Origin of the sequence: Carnobacterium sp. CS13, from assembly GCF_016653495.1 — a bacterium.
GTDB classification, from domain to species: Bacteria; Bacillota; Bacilli; order Lactobacillales; family Carnobacteriaceae; genus Carnobacterium_A; species Carnobacterium_A antarcticum.
Genome location: NZ_CP067364.1, coordinates 2,195,525 through 2,215,104, shown reverse-complemented (window position 1 = coordinate 2,215,104; position 19,580 = coordinate 2,195,525). Strand labels below are relative to the sequence as shown.

At 38.3% G+C, this 19,580-nt stretch carries 20 protein-coding genes; 15 read left to right on the top strand and 5 right to left on the bottom strand.

What is annotated here, in order from left to right:
- Nucleotides 1-29 precede the first annotated feature (29 nt).
- The 3 genes from JHE06_RS10440 to JHE06_RS10430 all read left to right on the top strand — a co-directional run bounded on the left by JHE06_RS10440 (nt 30) and on the right by JHE06_RS10430 (nt 1,968).
- Complete coding sequence (locus JHE06_RS10440) at nt 30-1,226, top strand: CapA family protein (RefSeq protein WP_201088717.1); 1,197 nt, start codon at nt 30-32, stop codon at nt 1,224-1,226.
- 89 nt (nt 1,227-1,315) lie between these two features.
- Nucleotides 1,316-1,564 (top strand): hypothetical protein, encoded by a 249-nt coding sequence (locus JHE06_RS10435; RefSeq protein WP_201088716.1) that lies wholly within the window; start codon nt 1,316-1,318, stop codon nt 1,562-1,564.
- Nucleotides 1,561-1,968 (top strand): type II toxin-antitoxin system death-on-curing family toxin, encoded by a 408-nt coding sequence (locus JHE06_RS10430; RefSeq protein ID WP_201088715.1) that lies wholly within the window; start codon nt 1,561-1,563, stop codon nt 1,966-1,968. Before JHE06_RS10435 ends, JHE06_RS10430 begins: the two co-directional genes overlap by 4 nt.
- Nucleotides 1,969-2,492: 524 nt before the next feature.
- On the opposite strand, the gene JHE06_RS10425 is transcribed toward JHE06_RS10430, so the two are convergent.
- Both JHE06_RS10425 and JHE06_RS10420 read right to left on the bottom strand, forming a co-directional pair.
- The gene (locus JHE06_RS10425; RefSeq protein WP_442861676.1) at nt 2,493-3,701 is read right to left on the bottom strand and encodes an NAD(P)/FAD-dependent oxidoreductase; all 1,209 of its coding nucleotides are present in this window, start codon (nt 3,699-3,701) and stop codon (nt 2,493-2,495) included.
- Between the two features lie 46 nt (nt 3,702-3,747).
- The gene (locus JHE06_RS10420; RefSeq protein ID WP_201088714.1) at nt 3,748-4,545 is read right to left on the bottom strand and encodes an SDR family NAD(P)-dependent oxidoreductase; all 798 of its coding nucleotides are present in this window, start codon (nt 4,543-4,545) and stop codon (nt 3,748-3,750) included.
- Between the two features lie 291 nt (nt 4,546-4,836).
- On the opposite strand from JHE06_RS10420, the gene JHE06_RS10415 reads away from it, so the two are divergent.
- The 8 genes from JHE06_RS10415 to buk all read left to right on the top strand — a co-directional run bounded on the left by JHE06_RS10415 (nt 4,837) and on the right by buk (nt 14,065).
- Nucleotides 4,837-5,730: a metallophosphoesterase gene (locus JHE06_RS10415; RefSeq protein WP_201088713.1), complete on the top strand. Its 894-nt coding sequence runs from the start codon at nt 4,837-4,839 to the stop codon at nt 5,728-5,730.
- A gap of 242 nt (nt 5,731-5,972) precedes the next feature.
- Nucleotides 5,973-7,091 carry a pyruvate dehydrogenase (acetyl-transferring) E1 component subunit alpha gene (gene pdhA, locus JHE06_RS10410; protein ID WP_058919335.1) on the top strand — a complete coding sequence of 373 codons (1,119 nt, stop codon included), beginning with the start codon at nt 5,973-5,975 and terminating at the stop codon, nt 7,089-7,091.
- On the top strand, nt 7,084-8,061 hold the full coding sequence (locus JHE06_RS10405; protein ID WP_058919334.1) for an alpha-ketoacid dehydrogenase subunit beta: 978 nt from the start codon (nt 7,084-7,086) through the stop codon (nt 8,059-8,061). Before pdhA ends, JHE06_RS10405 begins: the two co-directional genes overlap by 8 nt.
- A 23-nt stretch (nt 8,062-8,084) precedes the next feature.
- Entirely contained in the window at nt 8,085-9,449 is a 1,365-nt protein-coding gene (locus tag JHE06_RS10400; protein WP_058919333.1) for a dihydrolipoamide acetyltransferase family protein, read from the top strand.
- A gap of 10 nt (nt 9,450-9,459) precedes the next feature.
- Complete coding sequence (gene lpdA, locus JHE06_RS10395) at nt 9,460-10,872, top strand: dihydrolipoyl dehydrogenase (RefSeq protein WP_201088712.1); 1,413 nt, start codon at nt 9,460-9,462, stop codon at nt 10,870-10,872.
- A gap of 114 nt (nt 10,873-10,986) precedes the next feature.
- Nucleotides 10,987-12,036, top strand: a complete 1,050-nt coding sequence (locus JHE06_RS10390; protein ID WP_201088711.1) for a PTS transporter subunit IIC — start codon at nt 10,987-10,989, stop codon at nt 12,034-12,036.
- 15 nt (nt 12,037-12,051) lie between these two features.
- A complete protein-coding gene (locus JHE06_RS10385) occupies nt 12,052-12,978 on the top strand; it encodes a phosphate acyltransferase (RefSeq protein ID WP_201088710.1) in 927 nt (308 codons plus the stop codon).
- Between the two features lies 1 nt (nt 12,979).
- Nucleotides 12,980-14,065 carry a butyrate kinase gene (gene buk, locus JHE06_RS10380; RefSeq protein ID WP_058919330.1) on the top strand — a complete coding sequence of 362 codons (1,086 nt, stop codon included), beginning with the start codon at nt 12,980-12,982 and terminating at the stop codon, nt 14,063-14,065.
- Between the two features lie 182 nt (nt 14,066-14,247).
- On the opposite strand, the gene JHE06_RS10375 is transcribed toward buk, so the two are convergent.
- Nucleotides 14,248-15,129, bottom strand: a complete 882-nt coding sequence (locus tag JHE06_RS10375; protein WP_058919329.1) for a LysR family transcriptional regulator — start codon at nt 15,127-15,129, stop codon at nt 14,248-14,250.
- Between the two features lie 306 nt (nt 15,130-15,435).
- Between JHE06_RS10375 and JHE06_RS10370 the strand changes: the two genes are divergently transcribed.
- The 4 genes from JHE06_RS10370 to JHE06_RS10355 all read left to right on the top strand — a co-directional run bounded on the left by JHE06_RS10370 (nt 15,436) and on the right by JHE06_RS10355 (nt 17,498).
- A complete protein-coding gene (locus JHE06_RS10370; protein ID WP_201088709.1) occupies nt 15,436-15,837 on the top strand; it encodes a hypothetical protein in 402 nt (133 codons plus the stop codon).
- Nucleotides 15,838-15,903: 66 nt separating this feature from the next.
- Nucleotides 15,904-16,299 carry a hypothetical protein gene (locus JHE06_RS10365; protein WP_201088708.1) on the top strand — a complete coding sequence of 132 codons (396 nt, stop codon included), beginning with the start codon at nt 15,904-15,906 and terminating at the stop codon, nt 16,297-16,299.
- A gap of 115 nt (nt 16,300-16,414) precedes the next feature.
- Entirely contained in the window at nt 16,415-16,936 is a 522-nt protein-coding gene (locus JHE06_RS10360; RefSeq protein WP_201088707.1) for a cysteine hydrolase family protein, read from the top strand.
- 70 nt (nt 16,937-17,006) lie between these two features.
- Nucleotides 17,007-17,498: an LURP-one-related/scramblase family protein gene (locus JHE06_RS10355; RefSeq protein WP_201088706.1), complete on the top strand. Its 492-nt coding sequence runs from the start codon at nt 17,007-17,009 to the stop codon at nt 17,496-17,498.
- 162 nt (nt 17,499-17,660) lie between these two features.
- Here JHE06_RS10355 and JHE06_RS10350 read toward each other — a convergent pair whose 3' ends face one another.
- Nucleotides 17,661-18,503 carry an aldo/keto reductase gene (locus JHE06_RS10350; protein WP_201088705.1) on the bottom strand — a complete coding sequence of 281 codons (843 nt, stop codon included), beginning with the start codon at nt 18,501-18,503 and terminating at the stop codon, nt 17,661-17,663.
- A 127-nt stretch (nt 18,504-18,630) separates the two neighbouring features.
- The gene (locus JHE06_RS10345) at nt 18,631-19,494 is read right to left on the bottom strand and encodes a glycosyltransferase family 8 protein (protein WP_201088704.1); all 864 of its coding nucleotides are present in this window, start codon (nt 19,492-19,494) and stop codon (nt 18,631-18,633) included.
- Nucleotides 19,495-19,580 lie beyond the last annotated feature (86 nt).

Here is a 19,580-nt window from a genome sequence, read left to right as displayed (position 1 = left end):
ATCAGTTTGCACAGGAAAGGAAGATGAACATGAAAAAAATCGGTTTTTTAGTAGCAATGCTGGTATTAAGCGGATGCGCAAATCAATCTGCTGAAAGCCCCAGAGATGTTTCGTCAGCCGCAGAACCAGCACTAGTCTCATCAAGTGAGACATCTGTTGAACCAGAAGACCCTCATGATGAAGAAAAAAGAATTTCATTTGTGGGAGTAGGAGACAACCTGATCCATAATGTGATTTTTGTAGAAGCTCAGTTAGAAGACGGTTCATTTGATTTTAAACCAATGTTTGAGTATGTAGCAGATCCTATCGAAACGGCAGATTTAGCTTTTATTAATCAGGAAACATTGATTGGCGGAGATGAATTTGGTTTTTCTGGTTATCCAGATTTCAACACGCCCAGCGATATGGCGGACAACTTAAAAGATTTAGGGTTTGATTTAGTGAATGGAGCTTCCAATCATTCATTGGATAAAGGCAAACAAGGCGTTTTGAATACTTTAGAAATATGGGACCAACAAGAAGATATGGTATTTACAGGGGTATTTGGTTCCCGAGAGCAGCGTGATGCGATTCCAGTCATTGAACGGGGCGGACTAACTTTTTCTTTCTTGGCTTATACATATGGAACTAATGGTATTGAGCCGGATGTCTCTTATCGTTTAAACTATTTTGACAAAGACTTGATTACTCAAGATATTAAAAAGGCAAAAGAAGTTAGTGATTTCGTTATTGTGTCAGCACATTGGGGAGATGAACATATGCTTGAACCAAATGCATTCCAAAAAGAATATGCTCAGTTGTTTGCAGATCTAGAAGTGGATGCGGTGATTGGCACACACCCTCATGTGATTCAACCGGTTGAATGGGTAGAAGGGAAAAATGGCAATCAAACATTGGTCGTTTACTCTTTAGGAAATTTCCTGTCTGCTATGTCGACCGGAACTGAAAATAATATCTTAGGTGGAATGGTTTCTTTTGACTTTGTGGCAACAGGAGAAGAAAAATCCATAGAGAATGTCAATTGGAATCCCACAGTAATGCATTATACAGGCGATCAGAATGATTACGCCGATTCAAGAAAGAACTTTAGAATTTACCCGCTGGATGATTATACAGAAGAACTCGCCAACCAGCACGTCCTCAATGGTTACCAAGGGAACCAAGTATCGAAAGCTTCTTTACAGCAGACAACAAAAAAAGTCATTGATTCTGAATTTCTGAAATGAGGTAAAATAAAAAACGCGAAAAAGATATACAGATATACGTATATCTTTTTCGCGGTATAATTTAACTAAACAGAAAAGGAGTGTTTAGAATGCTAGAATCAAGAGTATTAAGAAAGTCAGGAAACAGTGCTATTTTAACAGTCCCGACTGAGGTGATGGAGGCTTTAGGCGTGGGTATTGGAGAAAAAAATAGCTATGTTATTGAAAATGATGCTGTTAAATTAGTTAAAGAGAAAAGTGAATTAGAGGATTTAGGAGTATCCAAAGAATTTATCGAAATGGTCAATGAAAGCTTTAGTAAATACGAAGGAGCGTTAAGAGAGCTGGCTGACAAATGACAGACTATTTGACAGAAAAAGAAATCATCTTAATAAATGCGTTTGTTATCGAAAAAATCAATCCAAAAGAACAGATTGGTGTTAAAGTTCCATCCGCTTTAAGTATGTGTGTAGAACAACCAAAACTGTTTGCTTTTGGACAGGAACTTTATCCCAAGTTAGAAGATAAAACGGCGATACTCTTTGAATTATTAGTCAATAAACAGTGTTTTTTCAATGGAAATAAGCAGACTGCTGCAATTTCTTTAGATATAGTTCTAAAGAAAAACCAACGAATACTGACTTGCAGTAATAAAATCTTGGCGAATTTTACAGTAGATTTAGCAGAAAAAAGAGGCAATGAAAGGATTTCTCATAATGAAATCGTTGAATGGATCGAACAGCATTCCAGTAAACTAAATTAAACCTTCCTCCTTAGGAATCAGACTGAATCTAAGGAGGTAGGTTTTTTAATATAACGATAGGTGAATGTAGCATAAAATATAGAAGATAGAGCGCCCAACCCCTTTTAGGACCTGAAGTCATTTGAAATTCTAACGATAAGGTCGTAAACCTCCTTTAAGGACCTCAAGTTATTTAAATTTCTAGTGATAGGGGTTGTAAACTCTTTTACGACCTTAAGTCTCTGGGGATATGGTCGTAAACTCTTTTGCGTGCCTTAAATCACTTAAATTTCTAGTGTTAGGGCAGGTAAACTCCTTTTACGTGCCCTAAACCGTTTAAATGCCAATCGTTAAGGCAGGCAAATCTCTTTTGCGTGCCCTAAGTGTGATAAATTCTATCACTTAAGGCATGTAAATTTTTTAAAATACGATAATGAGTGTAAACCTCCTAGCTAGTTTCGATTAAACTAATAGAATTTTGTTATTAACAAAAAATGACCGCTTTTTCCTGTTTTATTCAGGAGAGAGCGGTCATTTTCTTAATGTTATTCTTCTTTTTCTTGGATAGCGCCTTTCAATGCATTTGAATCGGACGGCGGATCGCTAAGAATGTTGCGGACGTCGTCTAAATCTGCTTCAACATTCCAAAGCAAGATACCCACAGGTTTATCGTCTTTAAGGTAATAAACAACTTTTCCGTCGCCGACTTTATTGATCAACGTATCCAGCTCAGGATCTAAGGTTCCAATAGCTTTCCAAGAGATATCAAATACGACAGAATAGAAGTAAGGAGTGTGTGTATAAGGTTCATCTGCTCCGGCCATCGCTTTTCCAACAGCTTCTCCTGAATTTCGCGCATGATCGACGTGTTCGATTCGGTTTTTGCCTAAAATCTTATCTGGATAAGCAGCGATATCTCCGGCGGCATAGATATCGGGATCTTCAGTCCGCAAATACTCATCAACAACGACACCGTCTTCTACTGTTAAGCCGCTTTCTTTTGCCAGTGAGACACGAGGGGAAACGCCCAGACCGCTTACGATAGCGTCAGCTTCTAGTTCGGAACCGTCATCAAGTGTCAATGTTAGTTTATCATCTTCTTTTCGATAGGATGTAGCGCGTTTTCCATTTACAAGTGTGACACCTACTTTTCGGAAAGCTGCTTCATATTCTTTAGCGATTTCTTCAGGAAACTGCTTGCTTCCAAGTACTTCATCAGGGTAGATCAGCGTGACCCTAGTCTCATTTTGGACTAAACCAGCTGCTAATTCGGCCCCGATATATCCGCCTCCAACTACTAAGATATGCCGATTATGGCCGGAAAGTTCACGGAGTCTTCGGTAGTCTGTCCAGTTCCTAAAGAAAATCGCACGGTCATCTTCAGGACCGTCAATTTTAGCTGGTTCGCTGCCTGTTGCCAAGAGTAATTTGTTATAGCCGATAATCGTTCCGTCTTCCAGATGAACTGTGTGCATGTCTCGGTTGATTGCTGTTACAACGGTTTCTAATTCAATCACAGCACCCGTTTCATCTTCTGTATTAAGCGAAACTTGATCCTCTGTAAACTCATCGTCTGTCCATAATTTTTTCGTTAAGGCAGGGCGTGTGTAAGGCGCATCCACATCTGCTGAAAGGATGCCGATCGTACCGATTTTATCCAGTTCGCGTATTCCTTTCGCAGCATAACCGGCGACCATTCCACCTCCAATAATTAAGTAATCATAAGGATGGTTAGCTTGTTGTGTCCGTTGAATATCATTTTCTGGTTGTTTTCCCACTGATTATTTCTCCTTTCTTAGCTTAAATAGTTGCAACTGATCCAGAGTCTACGCGGTAATTAGAGCCATTGACAAAAGAAGCCTTTTCAGAGCAGAGGAAGGCAATAACGGCAGCTACTTCTTCTGTTTGCCCGCGGCGTTTAAGTTCCATATAAGGTCTCTTTTTATCCAGAAACGATTGAATCGCTTCGTCTTTTGACACGTTTAACTCTTTAGAACGTTTATCCATCATGGCATCGGTCATCGGTGTCTCAATGAAAGCTGGTGAAACGGTGTTGACCAGCAGTCCTTCACGAGCATAAGTGCGCGACAGTCCTTTTGCAAAAGCAAGAATCCCGGCTTTTGCACAGCAATAAGGCAATTCATCATCGTAAGGTTGTACAGCATCTTCAGAAGCTATTAAGACAAGTCTGCCCCATCCGCCATCTCTTAAGTCTGGTAAGAATTCTTTTACCACACGAACAGGTCCGAGCAAATCTACTTCAAGTGTCGATTCCCAGCCTTCCATATCGATTTCATGAAAAAGTCCCTGCGCACCGGTTATGCCGGCTGATTGAACCAAGATATCGATTTTGCCGACTTCTTCTGCAATTTTATCGTGCATTGTTTTCAGTTCTTCGCTGCTGGTAATGTCTGCTGCATAATGAAAAAGCTTATCATTCGTTCCCAATTTAGCCGTGGCTTGTTCTAATTTCTCTTGCTTTTTACCCGTAAGAATAACCGTAGCGCCTTCTTCTAAAAGAACACGAGCGGTTTCCCAACCAATGCCCGAACTTGAACCAGTGACCAAAGCTATTTTTCCTTCAATACCTAAATCCATGCTGCTTTCCTCCTCAATGGTTTGTCTGCTGATTTGAATAATCGGATGAATTCGCTAACATTTATCTGTTACTTAAAATGGTACTATTCTATCTGATCAAATACAATTATTACGCATTATGGACTTTTAGATGCATCATCAACAATTCCCCCTGCAATCCCAGACACAGAAAGAAAAATGTTCATCAGGCTATTATTTTTTGTTATGAGTATAGATAAAGTATACTGGTAATAAGATAAATAAGAGCTTAGTCTGGTTTAAGGGAGACTAAAGTGAAATGAGGTGAAGAAAATGTTCACAGATAGACGTTTAACAGAAGCGTATAAAAAAGCTAGAGTGGAATATTTTGATGAGGATTCAAAATATGTGTTTTTTAGTGATGTCCATCGAGGAGATGGCAGTATGTCAGATGAATTTACACGAAATCGGAATATTTATCTTCATGCTTTAAAACATTATTATGAAAATGATTTTACTTATATTGAAGCGGGAGACGGAGATGAAATGTTAGAGTATTCAGATTTTAAATACACTAAAAATGCTCACCGCGAAGTATTTGATATCATAAAAAAGTTTTTCGATAAAAAGCGTTTGATACGGTTATATGGCAATCATGATATATTTTTGAAGAATAAAAAATTCGTTGAAGAGAATTACTATACAAATTACGATGAATACAATGAAGTGTTTTTTGATTTTCTTAAAGGGCTTAAACCAGTTGAGGCATTAGTATTAAGAAACTTAGAAACAGGTCAGGAAATTTTAACGATACATGGCCATCAAGGAGATGCACCTAACGATCAATTTGCGTTTTTTACGATGCTTTCTCTCAAATTTTTTTGGCGGTTTCTCCATGGATTTGGCATAAGGAATCCGTCAAGTCCGATAAAAAATGTCTCTAAGCGGCATAAAATTGAAAAGAACTTTAACAAATGGATTAAAAAGAATAAGATGATGCTGATTTGTGGACATACCCATCGATTTAAATACCCAAAAGACAAGGAGCTGCCTTATTTCAATACAGGTTGTTGTGTCTACCCAACTTTTATTACAGCAATTGAACTTACAGAAGGAAAAATTCAATTAGTGCGTTGGGCAATCAAAGTGAGTCCAGATGGCGTATTGACGATTGAAAAAGAAGTAATGAGAGGACCGGAACCTGTTGAAGAGTTTGATATACGATAAGTTGCAATTAATAAAGTAAAGCGGAGGCTAAGAGGTAATATTCCTAGCCTCTTTTTTTTGAGAAGAAAAAAATCTTAACCAGAACTTTCAGTTTTCGCTCAAAGAAAAAACCGCTTTTTGTAAGCGTTTTTATTTATTCTATATGCCTATAGAATACGTCAATTATCCTAACAGAACAATAAGGGGTACAATGAATTTGTAAAACGCTTACACAAAAAGTTGTTAAGGAAAGGGATGTAGATATGTCTAAAAAAAACGGGACAACATTTAATTTAGATCACATTGTAGAGAGCTATAAAAAAGAATTTCCTTTTTATCAAGTTTTAGATAAAGCAGGAAAAGTCACCAATTCAGAATTAGAACCTGACTTATCAGATGAAGAATTAACGGAATTGATGCGTCGGATGGTTTGGGCAAGAGCCTACGATCAACGAGTCACTCTATTGAACCGTCAGGGAGCTCTAGGAAACTACGCTCCAAGCGGAGGACAAGAAGCCAGCCAGATTGCTACTCACTATGCTTTAGGAGATGGAGATTTTTTTGCGGGAACCTATCGAGACCTGGTTCCGCTGATTTTTCATGGACTGCCGTTAGAAAAAGCTTTCTTATGGTATAAAGGCCATATGAAAGGAAACGAATATCCAGAAGATCTGAATGCATATGTTCCGCAAGTTATCGTCGGTGGTCATATCACTCACGCGATGGGTGTAGCATTGGGAATGAAAAAAAGAAATAAAAACAATATTGTCCTTTCAATGAATGGAGATGGAGCAACTTCTCAAGGAGACTTTTACGAAGGTATAAACTTTGCGGGAGTTTATAACGTTCCATATGTGATCGTTATTCAAAATAACCGCTATGGAATATCTGTTCCGCTTGAAGAACAGACAAAAGCAGAAACACTTGCGCAAAAAGCAGTAGCAGCCGGAATTCCTGGTATTCAAGTAGATGGTATGGACCCATTGGCGATGTATGCAGCTGTATCAGCAGCACGCGACCATGCATTGGCTGGTAAAGGTCCAGTTGTTATTGAAGCTTTAACATATCGTTTTGGACCACATACGATGTCTGACGATCCAACGCGTTACCGTAGAGAAAAAGAGTTAGCAGAATGGGAAGAAAAAGATCCACTGATTCGCATGAGAAATTACTTAATGGAAAAAGGATTGTGGAGTGAAGAGCAAGAAGACGAGGTCATTGAGACATGTAAAAAAGAAATCAAAGAAGCCGTGACAGCGATCGGGAAAGTTGAAAAACAAAAAGTATCTGATTTCTTGAAGAACATGTATGAAGTTTCCCCTCAAAATATACAAGAGCAAATTGCATCGTACGAAGAAAAGGAGATGTCACAAAATGACTGAGAAAACAATTGTTCAAGCCATTAATGATGCCTTAGATTACAAATTGGAGAATGATGAAAACACATTGATTTATGGAGAAGACGTAGGTCCTAATGGAGGCGTTTTCAGAGTGACCGATGGATTGCAGACCAAACACGGAAAAGAGCGAGTATTTGATACCCCATTAGCTGAATCAGGTATTTTAGGGATGTCTATCGGTCTTGCAACTGAAGGATTTAGACCGATTCCGGAGATTCAATTTTCAGGATTTATTTTAGAAGCAATGGACCCTATAATTGCTCAATTTTCCCGTATGCGTTATCGGACAGCTAATACCAGAAACATGCCGATCACGGTCAGAGCACCTTATGGAGGAGGCGTCCATACTCCCGAACTTCATTCAGATAATCTTGAAGGAATCTTGTCACAGGTTCCCGGCATGCGGATTGTTATTCCAAGCAACCCTTACGATGCAAAAGGACTATTGATTTCTTCAATCGAGAGCAATGATCCGGTTATTTTCTTAGAACATTTAAAACTCTACCGTTCGATTAAACAAGATATTCCAGACGAAGATTACCGCGTGCCGTTAGATAAGGCTGCAATCACACGAGAAGGGTCAGATGTGACAGTAGTAACTTACGGTTTAATGGTCAGCGAATCATTGAAAGCTGCTCAAACGTTAGAAAAAGAAGGTATTTCTGTTGAAGTTCTTGATTTGAGAACCGTATCCCCAGTAGATATGGAAACAATCGTTGAATCGATCAAGAAAACTGGACGTGTTGTTGTAGTCCAAGAAGCGCAAAGACAATCAGGTGTTGCAGGGCAAATCATGTCTGAAATCGGAGAACGAGCATTTATGTATCTAGAAGCTCCAGTTTGCAGAGTGACAGCTCCAGATACTGTCTTCCCATTTGGGGCAGCAGAAGCAGAATGGATTCCTAATGCTAGTGATATTGCAAATAAAATCAAAGAAACGGTTGAATTCTAACCAGAAATAAGGAGGGCGTACAAATGACCTATTCATTCATACTACCAGATAGTGGTGAAGGAATTCATGAAAGCGAAATCGTGACTTGGGATGTAAAACCGGGTGATAAAGTAAAAGAAGATGATATTTTAGCAGAAATTCAAAGTGATAAAGCAGTGATCGGTTTGCCATCCCCTGTATCAGGCACGGTAACTAAGATATTGGTTGCTGAAGGCGAAATTGCTAAAGTAGGAGACCCAATCGTAGAAATTGAAATCGACGGAAAAAGCGACAATGTCAAAGAAGATGAAGAAACGCTGCAAAAAGATGATCCGCAAGAAAATGAAGTGGTAAAAGAAGGCACCGATACGGTAGCAATCGAACATGAAGATGTTAGCCACTTAAAACCTGGTAAAGAATCCATTGAACCTAGCAAAGAAGCTGCGTCGACTTCTCGCAAGCAACATTCTAATACTGATATCAGAATGCTGGCCATTCCATCTGTCAGAAAATACGCACGCGAAAAAGAAGTGGATTTAACACAAGTTCCGGCAACAGGTAAAAATAATCGAGTCACACGTGAAGACATTGATCATTATTTGGCTTCAGGTGTTTCAAAACCAGCTGCTGAACCGAAAAAAGAAGCTGTTCCATCTGCGTGGCAAGAAGAACCCGCTAAAACAGCTCCAGCTTCAACTGGAAAAGAACGAAGAGTGAAAATGTCAGGAACACGTAAAGCTATTGCTAAAGCAATGGTAAATAGCAAAGCTACTTCTCCGCATGTAACGGTACTGGATCGAGTTAACGTAGAAAAACTGGTGGAACATAGAGAACGGTTTAAAGTTATCGCTAAAGAAGAAGGAATCAAGTTGACTTATTCAGCTTATTTTGTCAAAGCTTTAGTTGCTGTTTTATCCCGTTATCCAGAATTGAATGCATCAATCGACGAAACAACAGATGAAATCGTCTACCATGATTACTTTAATGTCGGTATTGCAACGAATACTGATAAAGGACTGTTCGTACCGATAATTCGTGATGCAGAACGCAAGAGTCTGTTCACGATTGCTGAAGAAATGGCAGAAAATACGGAAAAAGCTATAAATGGAACTTTAACGAGAGCAGATATGGAGAATGGTTCAATGACAATCACAAACGTTGGCTCAGTAGCGACGAGCGGGGTATGGTCCACACCAATCATCAATCAGCCCGAAGTTGCTATTTTAGGGATGGCAAGAATCGAAGATGAAGTAATCCCAGATGAAAATAGACAGCCCATCGTAGTTCCAATGCTGAAAATCTCATTCGGCTTTGACCACCGGATTATTGACGGCGTAACAGCACAACAAGCAATCAATGATTTGAAAAAGTTTTTAGCAGACCCAGAACTGCTTTTTGTGAAAGGATGATGAGTAACTTATGGTAGTAGGAGATTTTGCAGAAGAGTTAGAAACAGTCGTTATTGGTTCCGGACCAGGGGGGTACGTAGCAGCTATTCGCGCTGCTCAATTGGGACAATCAGTAACATTGATCGAACGAGGAAACATTGGCGGTGTGTGTTTAAACGTCGGATGTATTCCTTCTAAAGCACTGATTCATGCTGGCGAAGAGTACCAATCTTCTTTAAACGCTTCATCAACAGGGATCCAAAACAAAGAAACTACGATTGATTTCAAAAAAACACAAGCTTGGAAAAACAAAAAAGTTGTACAGCCTTTAACCAAGGGTGTCGAACAATTGTTGAAGAAAAATAACGTTTCTATCATTAAAGGAGAAGCTTATTTCGTCAACAGCCAAACCCTTCATGTGATGTTTGATGAAGAAAAAGGACAAACATACAAATTCGAAAAGGCAATTATTGCCACAGGCAGCCGGCCGATAGAGCTGAAATCCTTTAAGTTTGGAGAACGCATCATCGACTCTACAGGAGCGCTGAGCTTGACCGAGATACCTAAAAAAATGATTGTTATCGGGGGAGGCTACATCGGAACTGAACTGGCCGGAGCTTATGCTAAACTAGGAACAGAAGTCACGATTTTAGAAGGAATGGACCAAATCTTGATGGGATTTGAAAAAGATATGGTGAAACTAGTTGAGCAGAATTTCAAACGCAAAAACGTGACAGTAGTTACAAATGCGATGGCTAAATCAGCTGAACAAAATGAACAGCAAGTAACCGTTACTTATGAAGCAGACGGAGCAGAAAAGCAACTTGAAGCAGACTATGTATTAGTTTCAGTTGGGCGTCGGCCAAATACGGATGATATCGGATTAGATATTGCAGGTATCGAAACCGACGGTAAAGGCTTTATCCAAGTAGATGAACAAGGAAGAACAAATAAGAAGAATATTTTTGCTATCGGTGATATTGTTCCTGGTTTAGCGTTGGCACACAAAGCAAGCTACGAAGCTAAAGTTGCTGCAGAAGCTATTTCTGGAAGCAAAGGAGCAGCGGTTGACTACTTAGCTATGCCGGCTGTCTGCTTTACTGATCCTGAATTGGCAACTGTCGGATTTACAGAAAAAGAAGCAAAAGAAAAAGGATTTGAAGTGAAAATCAGCAAGTTTCCGCTGGCCGGGAATGGACGTGCTTTGTCGTTGAACAAAGCAGAAGGGTTCATCCGCTTAGTAACAGAAAAAGAGAGCCAGGCACTGCTGGGAGCGCAAGTTGCCGGTGTTAATGCCAGCGATTTGATTGCTGAATTGGGCTTAGCTGTTGAGAATGGATTAACAGCTGAAGATATTGCGTTAACGATCCATAGTCATCCTTCACTAGGAGAAAGTATTATGGACGCTGCTGAATTAGCCTTAGGACAGCCGATCCATATTTAACTGAGCATCACCACAGCTAGAAAATAAGTGAAGGGCTTTAAGAAATCAAGAAATGACTGAAAGTCCTTCCTTATATTTGTTATGGAATTTCTCATAAAAAAAGGAGAATGGATCATGGAAACTGAGAGACTTACCCCTAAAAAGTATGCAATGAATGTATTAAACGGTCTAGCCATTGGGACAGTTGTTGCTTTAATTCCTGGAGCATTACTAGGAGAGTTGTTTAAAGCATTGCTTCCGGTATTTCCTCAAGGAGAATTTGTGTTGAACGCTACGTCCATGTCTAATTCGATGTTAGGACTGGTTGTCGGTGTGTTAGTCGGAATAAACTTTAAGTTTACTCCTATTCAGTCTACTTCTCTAGGATTAGCAGCTGTTTTAGGCGGCGGAGCTGTTCAATTTAATGCAGAAGGAATGACTTTAAATGGTACTGGAGATGTGATCAACGTAGGTCTGACTGCAGCTATTGCAGCTGGATTGATTTTAGTGTTAGGTAACCGCTTAAAAGCCTACACGATACTTTTGATTCCTCCAATTTCTTTAATTGTCGGCGGCGGAGCGGGGCTGTTTATTTTGCCTTATATAAAGAGTATTACCACGCTTATCGGTCATTTGACCGCACAACTGCTGAATTTCCAGCCAATCGTTATGTCTGTGTTGATTGCCATCATTTTCTCTATTTTAATTGTTTCTCCTATTACTACAGTAGGAATAGCGTTAGCTATTTCATTAGTAGGAATTGGTTCAGGAGCAGGAAACCTAGGCGTTTGTGCTGCCGGCTTCGGATTAGCAGTTGCTGGATGGAGAGTCAATCCTATCGGAACAAGTTTGGCGCATTTTATTGGTTCGCCAAAAGTATCAATGTCGAACGTATTTGCTAAGCCCAAGATTATGCTGCCAATCATTTGCAATGCAGCTTGTTTAGGTGCACTAGCCGCTATCTTTAACATCCAAGGTACACCGATGAGTGCAGGATTTGGCTTTAGTGGGTTGGTAGGACCCGTAAACCACCTGAATATCGCAGGATGGTCAGTAGGCAACATCATTGTGACAATTCTCGTTTTTCTAGTGGCACCTATCGTATTTGGTGTTGGATTCAACCATTTATTTACTAAAATCTGGCCGATTATTTCGCCAGAAGATTACAAATTAGAATTAGCATAGGCAGGAGGCAGCAAAATGATTCAAAGTTTCAAAGAATTGCAGCAAGAATTGATGCAAAAAAAAAATGAACCTAAGAAAGTCGCCGTTGTTAAAGCTGCCAGCAGACATGCTTTAGAAAGCATTTTTGAACTGGCAGAGGAAAATTTGGTCATTCCGTATTTGATTGGTGATGAAGAAGCTATCAAAAAGCATCTGTCAGAAATAACGATTAAAAATGCATCGTATATTATCGTGCATGCTGAAACAGATACAGAAGCAGCTTTTAAAGGAATTCAATTGGCAAAAGAAGGTCAAGTCGAGTTCATTATGAAAGGCGATTTGCAGACAGGAACGTTGTTGAAAGAAGTAGTGAATCATGAAACAGGCATTCGCAAACAAAAAGTACTGTCTCATTTAGCTTTGATTGAAGTCCCTGCTTACCCAAAGCTTATTGGAGTAACCGATGGGGGAATGGTTTTAACTCCCGACATTGAACAGAAAAAGGCCATTATCAAAAATGCTTCAGAAGTGATGCAGGCTTTAGGTTATCAGAAGGCCAAGTTTGCCGTTCTGTCCGCTGCAGAAGTCGTACAGCCAAAACTCCCGGCTTCTGTTGATGCTGCAGAACTGACCAAAGAATTTTCTCATGCACCAGACATGATTGTTGAAGGCCCGATTTCTTTGGATATTGCATTAAGCCCGGAAGCAGCCGGCGAGAAACGGTATCAAGGAAAAATACAAGGAGATACAGACGTGTTAGTAGCGCCAGACATTGTATCAGGCAACGCTCTTTCTAAAAGTATGACTCTTTTAGCTGGCGGAAAAATGGCTGGTATCATTGTGGGAGCTGAAGTTCCTATCATTTTGACTTCGAGAAGTTCTTCAGCTGCAGAGAAAAGAAATTCGCTTCTGCTGGCTCTCAAAGTTAGTCAAGGAGCTAATAAGAAAGGAGTATCTGAATAAAATGACAGATCATATACTAGCTATTAATCCCGGTGCTACTTCTACTAAAATCGGGTATTTTGAAGATGATGTCCTGCAATGGAAACATGAACTAACTTATTCTTATGAAAAAGTGGCTGAATACCAGACTATTATGGAACAATATGGATTTCGTTACCAAGACATTGCTGATTACTTAACGACTAAAAATTTGTCAGCAGGTTCTCTAGATGCCGTTGTTGGGCGAGGAGGATTGTTGCCTCCAGTCGATGCAGGGGCGTACTTGGTTAATGATGCCATTATGGATTGTTTGAAGAACCGCCCTATTTTAGAACATGCATCTAATTTAGGAGCGAGCCTTGCAAAAGGGATTTCTGAAAAATTTGGTACTCTTGAATGCCAAGCCTATATCTATGACCCGGTGACGGTTGACCAAATGGAAGACGTGGCTCGTATATCAGGCTTGGCACTGATTGAACGAAAAAGTATCGGACATGTTTTAAATATGCGGGCTGTTTGTATGAAGGTTGCTGAAGACGAGCTGAAAAAACCTTATGAAGAAAGCAACTTTGTAGTGGCACATGTAGGAGGAGGCAGCTCTGCTAGCGCTCACCAAAAAGGGCGGATGATCGATTTGATTTCAGATGATGAAGGATTGTTTTCAGCAGAACGTACCGGCGGACTACCGTTAAAAGAAGTTATCCCGCTGTGCTACAGCTACTCTAGACAAGAAATGACAGATCTGACTAGGAAAAAAGGCGGGCTTGTTTCTTACTTTGGCACAAATGATGCACGAGCCATTGAAAAAAAAGCTCAACAAGGGGATGCAAAAGCTAAAATCGTCTTGGAAGCAATGGCTTACCAAATCGCAAAAACAATTGGTGAGTTAGCTACCGTTCTTTATGGAAAAGTAGACGGTATCATTTTAACAGGAGGTCTGGCTCATTCTGCTCGTATTACAGAATTAGTTAAAGAAAGAACTTCTTTCCTTGCTCCTGTATACATTGTTCCTGGAGAAGAAGAATTGACAGCTTTAGCCAAGGGTGCGCGACGTGTATTGACTGGACAAGAAAAAGCAAATATTTTTCGAGAACTTGCTTATAATTAAATCTTTAAACACAAAAGAAGCTGAGGAGTTTTCTCAACTTCTTTTTTTACTATTATTGAACCAAAACACACTTTAAAAGAGGTTGTTTATTTCTAAGTAGGTCCTTGTCGCTGTTTATTTCATTTTTAACCACCATAGTATTATAGAGCATGCTGTTTTTTTGATGTGAAAAATAAGAGCAGCTAATTTTTTTTCATAAAGTTAACGAAACGGATAGCATGTTCTTCCAAATTTTGATTTTTTTTATAAGCGATGCCTATTTCAAAAAAATTTGCTTTATCTTTTAAAGGAATCCATTTCAAATTTTTAAAATTGCTGATTCTCTCCAATGCTTGAGGCATTAAAGTTAAAGCCTTTGTTGTCAAGGTATTCTGTAAAAGAACTTCCCAATTCTTATTAGTAAAGATTATGTTAGGATGGAACCCAGATTCCGAACAACGTTCGTGGAGAATGTTCCCCAGTACATAATCATTAGAAAAAGAGCAAATATCATAACCTTTTAAATCTTTGATTTCAATAGTTTCTTTTTGTGCAAGCGGATGATCAAAAGGCAAAACGACAGAAACAGTATATTGGGAATGAGAAGTATTTAACCGTTCTATCTCAATAGAGGATTCATAATTAGGAAAAGAAACCAAGCCAATATCTATTTCATTTTGAGCAAGTTTCTCTTGGATTTCAACAGACCCGCTTTGAACAAATGTTAGTTCAACTTCAGGATTCATAGTTGTAAATTGAACGATTTGTTCCATATATTGGATAACGAAAAGAACGGTGATACCCACTTTCAAGTTTTTCTTCCCAGGTTTCATTTTATGCATATCTTCGATTAAGCCTTCAAATTCATCTAAGACTTTTTGTCCGCGCGTCAGTAGCTTTTCTCCTTTTTCTGTTAACTGAAGTCCTTGTTTAGTTTGAAAAAATAAATGAGCATTAAACTCTTCTTCCAATTGTTGAATATTCCAACTTAAAGTAGGTTGTGTGACAAATAAACTTTTTGCAGCTGCAGTATAACTTCTAGTATTAGCAATTGTGATGAAATACTTTAATTGACGAAGTTCCATTGTTTACTCCTTTCCTTTTAAAAAACATTGTGTAATACCTAACAATATTAAACTGAAGACGGTTGCTTGGGAAAACGCTTACTTATATAGTGAGTTTACCATATATCCCTAATCAATGGATTAAAAAAAGATGAGACCATTGTGAAACTTCTTGAAAACCCAAAATTCTAATGTGTGAGGAAACCGAAGATTTGTTTAAAAAATTTATAGTTAGTGAGAATGAAAAATATTGTTTATATGGGTAATAAAGTATACTATTACCATAAATAGAACTAAGAAAAGACGAAAGACATAAAGTGGTGTCAAATGAAGAAAAATATTGGAATAGTGTTGTTGACGCTCAGCAACATCCTATCGACGCTAACCGTTTTTGCCATCGCTGGTTTGTTAGCATATCTTAATACACTTGCATTAGAGAACGCAGCAAGTTCAACAAATTGGGATACTCCGATAAATTTGGTAACTATCTTATTTGAAGTGGTTAAGTGGTTTGGTTTCTATCAAGTAGTTTTCAAAAAAAGTTTAACCTGGATAAAGATTTATATTGTACTTGCCTTGGTTCTAGTACTGACTAGTGCAGCGTTATTATTGCCATTGTTAGCCACGGTATTTTCTATCCTAGCATTATTTTTATTGTTTTTTGTACTGCTTTTGATTATTTTGTATGCAACTTCAATTGCTTTGTTATTCTCATCCAATAAGAACTAATCAGAAATTCATGCTTAAACGAGACAAAGCTTTAAAAAATGAATAGAGGAAGAGAGGTTAGTGGAGATGAACATTATACTAAAGGAAGAAAATTACCTTGATCACCTTTTTGCAACTTATCCTGACGCGAAGTTTAAGAAAGGGAAAACGATCATTGGACAAAAAATTGGGGCAAACTTTTTCTATTGCATCTACATAGGTGAATCTTTTTTTGTAGTTACAGCTACTAGTACTGCAACGTTTGATTTTTATGATTCTTTCAAACGAGATATAAGCGAACTGTTGAACTTGGACATAAAAGAAAACCTGTTTACCTTTAGAATCTTATTAACGTTAAACGAAAAAATAGACGATCAATACACCATTACAGAACGAAAGTTTAAAACGTCAAAACTATTGCTAACGGATTTTAATAAAAAGAATACGAGAGACTTCATGAGTCATCAAAAAACGGATAATTAAAGAAGCTAGTTGGTTTAGTGAGGTTTTTCTTTTAGTTTAAGGCAGAGTAGAGACCTTAAATTAAAAATAGGACCTGACATTGTAGAAAACAGTTGTTAATAGGAGGTTGAAGGCAATGCTTTTCATTATTGATATGCAAAATGATTTTGTTGATAACGAAAAAGGAAAATTACCAGTACCTGGTGCAGCCGCAATTGTTCCAAAAATCCTACAAGAAATAAAGAAACAAGAAGAACAAGGCGAACCAATTTACTATACTTTGGATCAACACGATACAGAAGAAGATGAGCGTTCTAAAGAAGAAAAACAATGGGGAATGGACTTGTATCCTCCTTTAAAAGAGGCTTTAAAAAACCACACAGCTATTAAGAAAAATTTTCATTCTATCTCGCCGGAAGATGCAGCTGAACTGAAAAAAGAATACGGAGAAGATCCTGATAGACTTATTGAATTTGTCGGTGTTGAAACAAATGTCTGTGTCCTCTCAAATGCGGTGATGCTTCACACATCATTTCCTCTAGCCTCAATTCGGATTTTAAAAGATATGTGTGTGGGTACAACACCTGAACTTCATCAAGCAGCTTTGGATGTTATGAAGAGCTTAAAAATGGAAGTGCAATCTTCAGATGAAACCTAAACATCGAAGAAGTGTGTTCGTTTGTAGAAATCAGGAGAAAGAAACCTTTAAATTAGAAAGGCGATAGCCAATGGAGTATTATATCAAGCAGAAAATATTTTCTTGGAATGACCGGTTTACAATTAAAAACAACCAAGGACAAGATGTTTATTCAGTAGAAGGCGAACTCTTTTCATGGGGAAAGAAATTGCATGTGCGAGATATGAGCGGACACGAAGTACTGTATATCGAACAACGGCTGTGGCGGTTTTTACCTACGTATTCATTGTTTATTGAAGATAAAGAAGTGGCTGTAGTGAGCAAAGAATTCACTTTTTTAAGACCGCGTTACACAATTGAAGGTCCTTCTTGGAACGTAGAAGGCTCTTTTTGGGAACATAATTATCAAATCGTAGAACAAGGAAGAGCGATTGCAGATATTTCTAAAGAGTGGCTGAGCTGGGGTGATTCCTATGCGTTGAACATTAGCGATGAAACCAATGTGTTAGCAGCTTTAGGCGTAATCATTGTTATCGATTGTGTGATGGCAAGTCAGCGAGCCGCTGGCAGCAGTGGTTCGTAAAAAGAAAAATTTATCAACACATGACATATGGAGAGAAAAATAAATAATAAAATAAACTCTCTATAAAATGTGAATAAAACTATTAGTTTATTGAAAGAACTTAAGCTCATAAACTAAAAAAACAGGTACTAGCGGTTTTACTCCCTAGCGCCTGTTTTTTAGTTAAAACTCTTCATATTCAGCTGGATCTTGATTCTTGTTGCGTCCATCTGGTTTGTTTAAGGCAGAGATCAGAGTCATTTCTTCGTCAGTCAATACAAAATCAAAAATCGATAAGTTGTCTAATTGGTGTTTAAATGAAGAGGACTTAGGAATCGGAATAGAACCTAATTGGATATGCCAACGTAAAATGGTTTGCGAAATAGATTTTTGGTGGGTATCTGCGATTTCTTTGATGGCTTTATTTTGCAAGATATCGTTGGCTCTGCCTAAAGGACTCCAAGATTGTGTTTGAATACCCTGTTCTTTGTTCCAAGCGAGTTGTTTTTCTTGAGTAAAATAAGGATGGAGTTCGATTTGATTGATACTTGGCAATACGCCTGTTTCTTTTTCCAATCGTTTTAAATGTTCTGGCAAAAAGTTAGAAACGCCGATTGAACGAATCAAACCAAACTTTTGTGCATCAATTAAGGCTTGCCATGCTTCTATATACTGGTCTTGTTTAGGGTTAGGCCAATGAATCAAATAAAGGTCATAGTAATCAAGCCCTGCCCGGTAAAGGGATTCTTGGATAGCAGTGACGGCATCATCATACAGGTGGTAACGACCAGGAAGTTTTGAGGTTACCACTAATTTTTCGCGGGGAACAGAACTGCGCTTGATGGCTTGTCCAACGGTTGCTTCGTTTTCGTAATTATAGGCGGTATCGATTAAACGGTAACCCGCAGCAATGGCATCTTCAATAGCATTTACTCCACGTGCTCCTTTTATAGTATACGTACCAAAGCCAATATTGGGCACGATTAATCCATCGTTCAATGTGATTTCTGGAACATTTTTATCCATATCATCTCTCCTCTTAAAATGCTGGTTCTACAATAGAAGTTTACCATGTAAAAAAATGGCTGCAAGGAAATGCTTTAACGGATTGTATTTAGAGGTTGAGTATCTTTATAAAAAAATATCAGCTGGTTTAAGCATCGTTTTGTTCCTCAAGTTCGGGATGGTAAGCAGATAGATAGGTATGATCCGTTTCAAATTCATGATAATAGAAACCGAGATCATAGCGGTATTTTTCATTTTCCAGCCAGGGTTTATGCTTACCGCAATAGTGAATGAAGACTACGTTTTTTTCTACCCATTCTTGATTGTAAACTGCAGGAAAAAAGAGTTTCAGTTTTGAATAAAAACGCGGGTCTAAGTTATAAATACGCCAATCTGCTTCGCCGATGCGGTTCCAATATAAATGATTGAAAATATCTTGATCCGGCAAAACGAGACGGTTTTTATTTGTTTGGATAGCTTTAAAAATATCATCTGGCGTTACTTTTGTCCGTATTTCGGGTAGATTCATCAATAAAATTCCAGTATTGAAATAATCTTCAGATTTTAGTGTTCCTAAGCGGAGATTATTAAGAGGTTGAATCCATTTGGTTGCATATTCATGAGTTGTTGCAATAAATAGCTTACCTTTAAAATCTTGATTGTAGAACTTAGCAAATGAATTTAAATTAATGATATCTGGATCCAAATATAGAATACGATCTAATTTGTCTGGCAATACAAAAGGAGCCAACAACCGGTAATACATCTCAATGGAGTAGTACCTGTTGACGACCGTATCTTCTTCAAAAAGATTCGTACAATCAATAACATGTAAAGAATGCCCTTCTGTATTGATAAATGCTTCTAACCGAAGAAGCTGGTTATCCGAAATGTCTTTGTGCATTAAATAGATGTCAAATACTTCTTCACGACTGTTTGAGTAGAAAATCGAATGAAGCAATGTATAAAATGGCGGCAAATAAGTTTCGTTCAAAGTAAACAATAAATTCATTAGACAGGCTCCTATATCATTTAACATTCTACTATAAGTATGTCTGAAACTATCAAGAAAATCCAAGAACAAGTTAAATGGAGCTG

Excerpts from the sequence above, each read along its gene's own strand:
- JHE06_RS10370 (WP_201088709.1), top strand. The coding sequence starts at position 15,436 with ATGAAGAAAAATATTGGAATAGTGTTGTTGACGCTCAGCAACATCCTA.
- JHE06_RS10440 (WP_201088717.1), top strand. The coding sequence starts at position 30 with ATGAAAAAAATCGGTTTTTTAGTAGCAATGCTGGTATTAAGCGGATGC.
- JHE06_RS10345 (WP_201088704.1), bottom strand. The coding sequence starts at position 19,494 with ATGAATTTATTGTTTACTTTGAACGAAACTTATTTGCCGCCATTTTAT.
- JHE06_RS10385 (WP_201088710.1), top strand. The coding sequence starts at position 12,052 with ATGATTCAAAGTTTCAAAGAATTGCAGCAAGAATTGATGCAAAAAAAA.
- JHE06_RS10350 (WP_201088705.1), bottom strand. The coding sequence starts at position 18,503 with ATGGATAAAAATGTTCCAGAAATCACATTGAACGATGGATTAATCGTG.
- JHE06_RS10360 (WP_201088707.1), top strand. The coding sequence starts at position 16,415 with ATGCTTTTCATTATTGATATGCAAAATGATTTTGTTGATAACGAAAAA.
- JHE06_RS10390 (WP_201088711.1), top strand. The coding sequence starts at position 10,987 with ATGGAAACTGAGAGACTTACCCCTAAAAAGTATGCAATGAATGTATTA.
- pdhA (WP_058919335.1), top strand. The coding sequence starts at position 5,973 with ATGTCTAAAAAAAACGGGACAACATTTAATTTAGATCACATTGTAGAG.
- buk (WP_058919330.1), top strand. The coding sequence starts at position 12,980 with ATGACAGATCATATACTAGCTATTAATCCCGGTGCTACTTCTACTAAA.
- JHE06_RS10365 (WP_201088708.1), top strand. The coding sequence starts at position 15,904 with ATGAACATTATACTAAAGGAAGAAAATTACCTTGATCACCTTTTTGCA.
- JHE06_RS10415 (WP_201088713.1), top strand. The coding sequence starts at position 4,837 with ATGTTCACAGATAGACGTTTAACAGAAGCGTATAAAAAAGCTAGAGTG.
- JHE06_RS10400 (WP_058919333.1), top strand. The coding sequence starts at position 8,085 with ATGACCTATTCATTCATACTACCAGATAGTGGTGAAGGAATTCATGAA.
- lpdA (WP_201088712.1), top strand. The coding sequence starts at position 9,460 with ATGGTAGTAGGAGATTTTGCAGAAGAGTTAGAAACAGTCGTTATTGGT.
- JHE06_RS10430 (WP_201088715.1), top strand. The coding sequence starts at position 1,561 with ATGACAGACTATTTGACAGAAAAAGAAATCATCTTAATAAATGCGTTT.
- JHE06_RS10435 (WP_201088716.1), top strand. The coding sequence starts at position 1,316 with ATGCTAGAATCAAGAGTATTAAGAAAGTCAGGAAACAGTGCTATTTTA.
- JHE06_RS10375 (WP_058919329.1), bottom strand. The coding sequence starts at position 15,129 with ATGGAACTTCGTCAATTAAAGTATTTCATCACAATTGCTAATACTAGA.
- JHE06_RS10420 (WP_201088714.1), bottom strand. The coding sequence starts at position 4,545 with ATGGATTTAGGTATTGAAGGAAAAATAGCTTTGGTCACTGGTTCAAGT.
- JHE06_RS10405 (WP_058919334.1), top strand. The coding sequence starts at position 7,084 with ATGACTGAGAAAACAATTGTTCAAGCCATTAATGATGCCTTAGATTAC.
- JHE06_RS10355 (WP_201088706.1), top strand. The coding sequence starts at position 17,007 with ATGGAGTATTATATCAAGCAGAAAATATTTTCTTGGAATGACCGGTTT.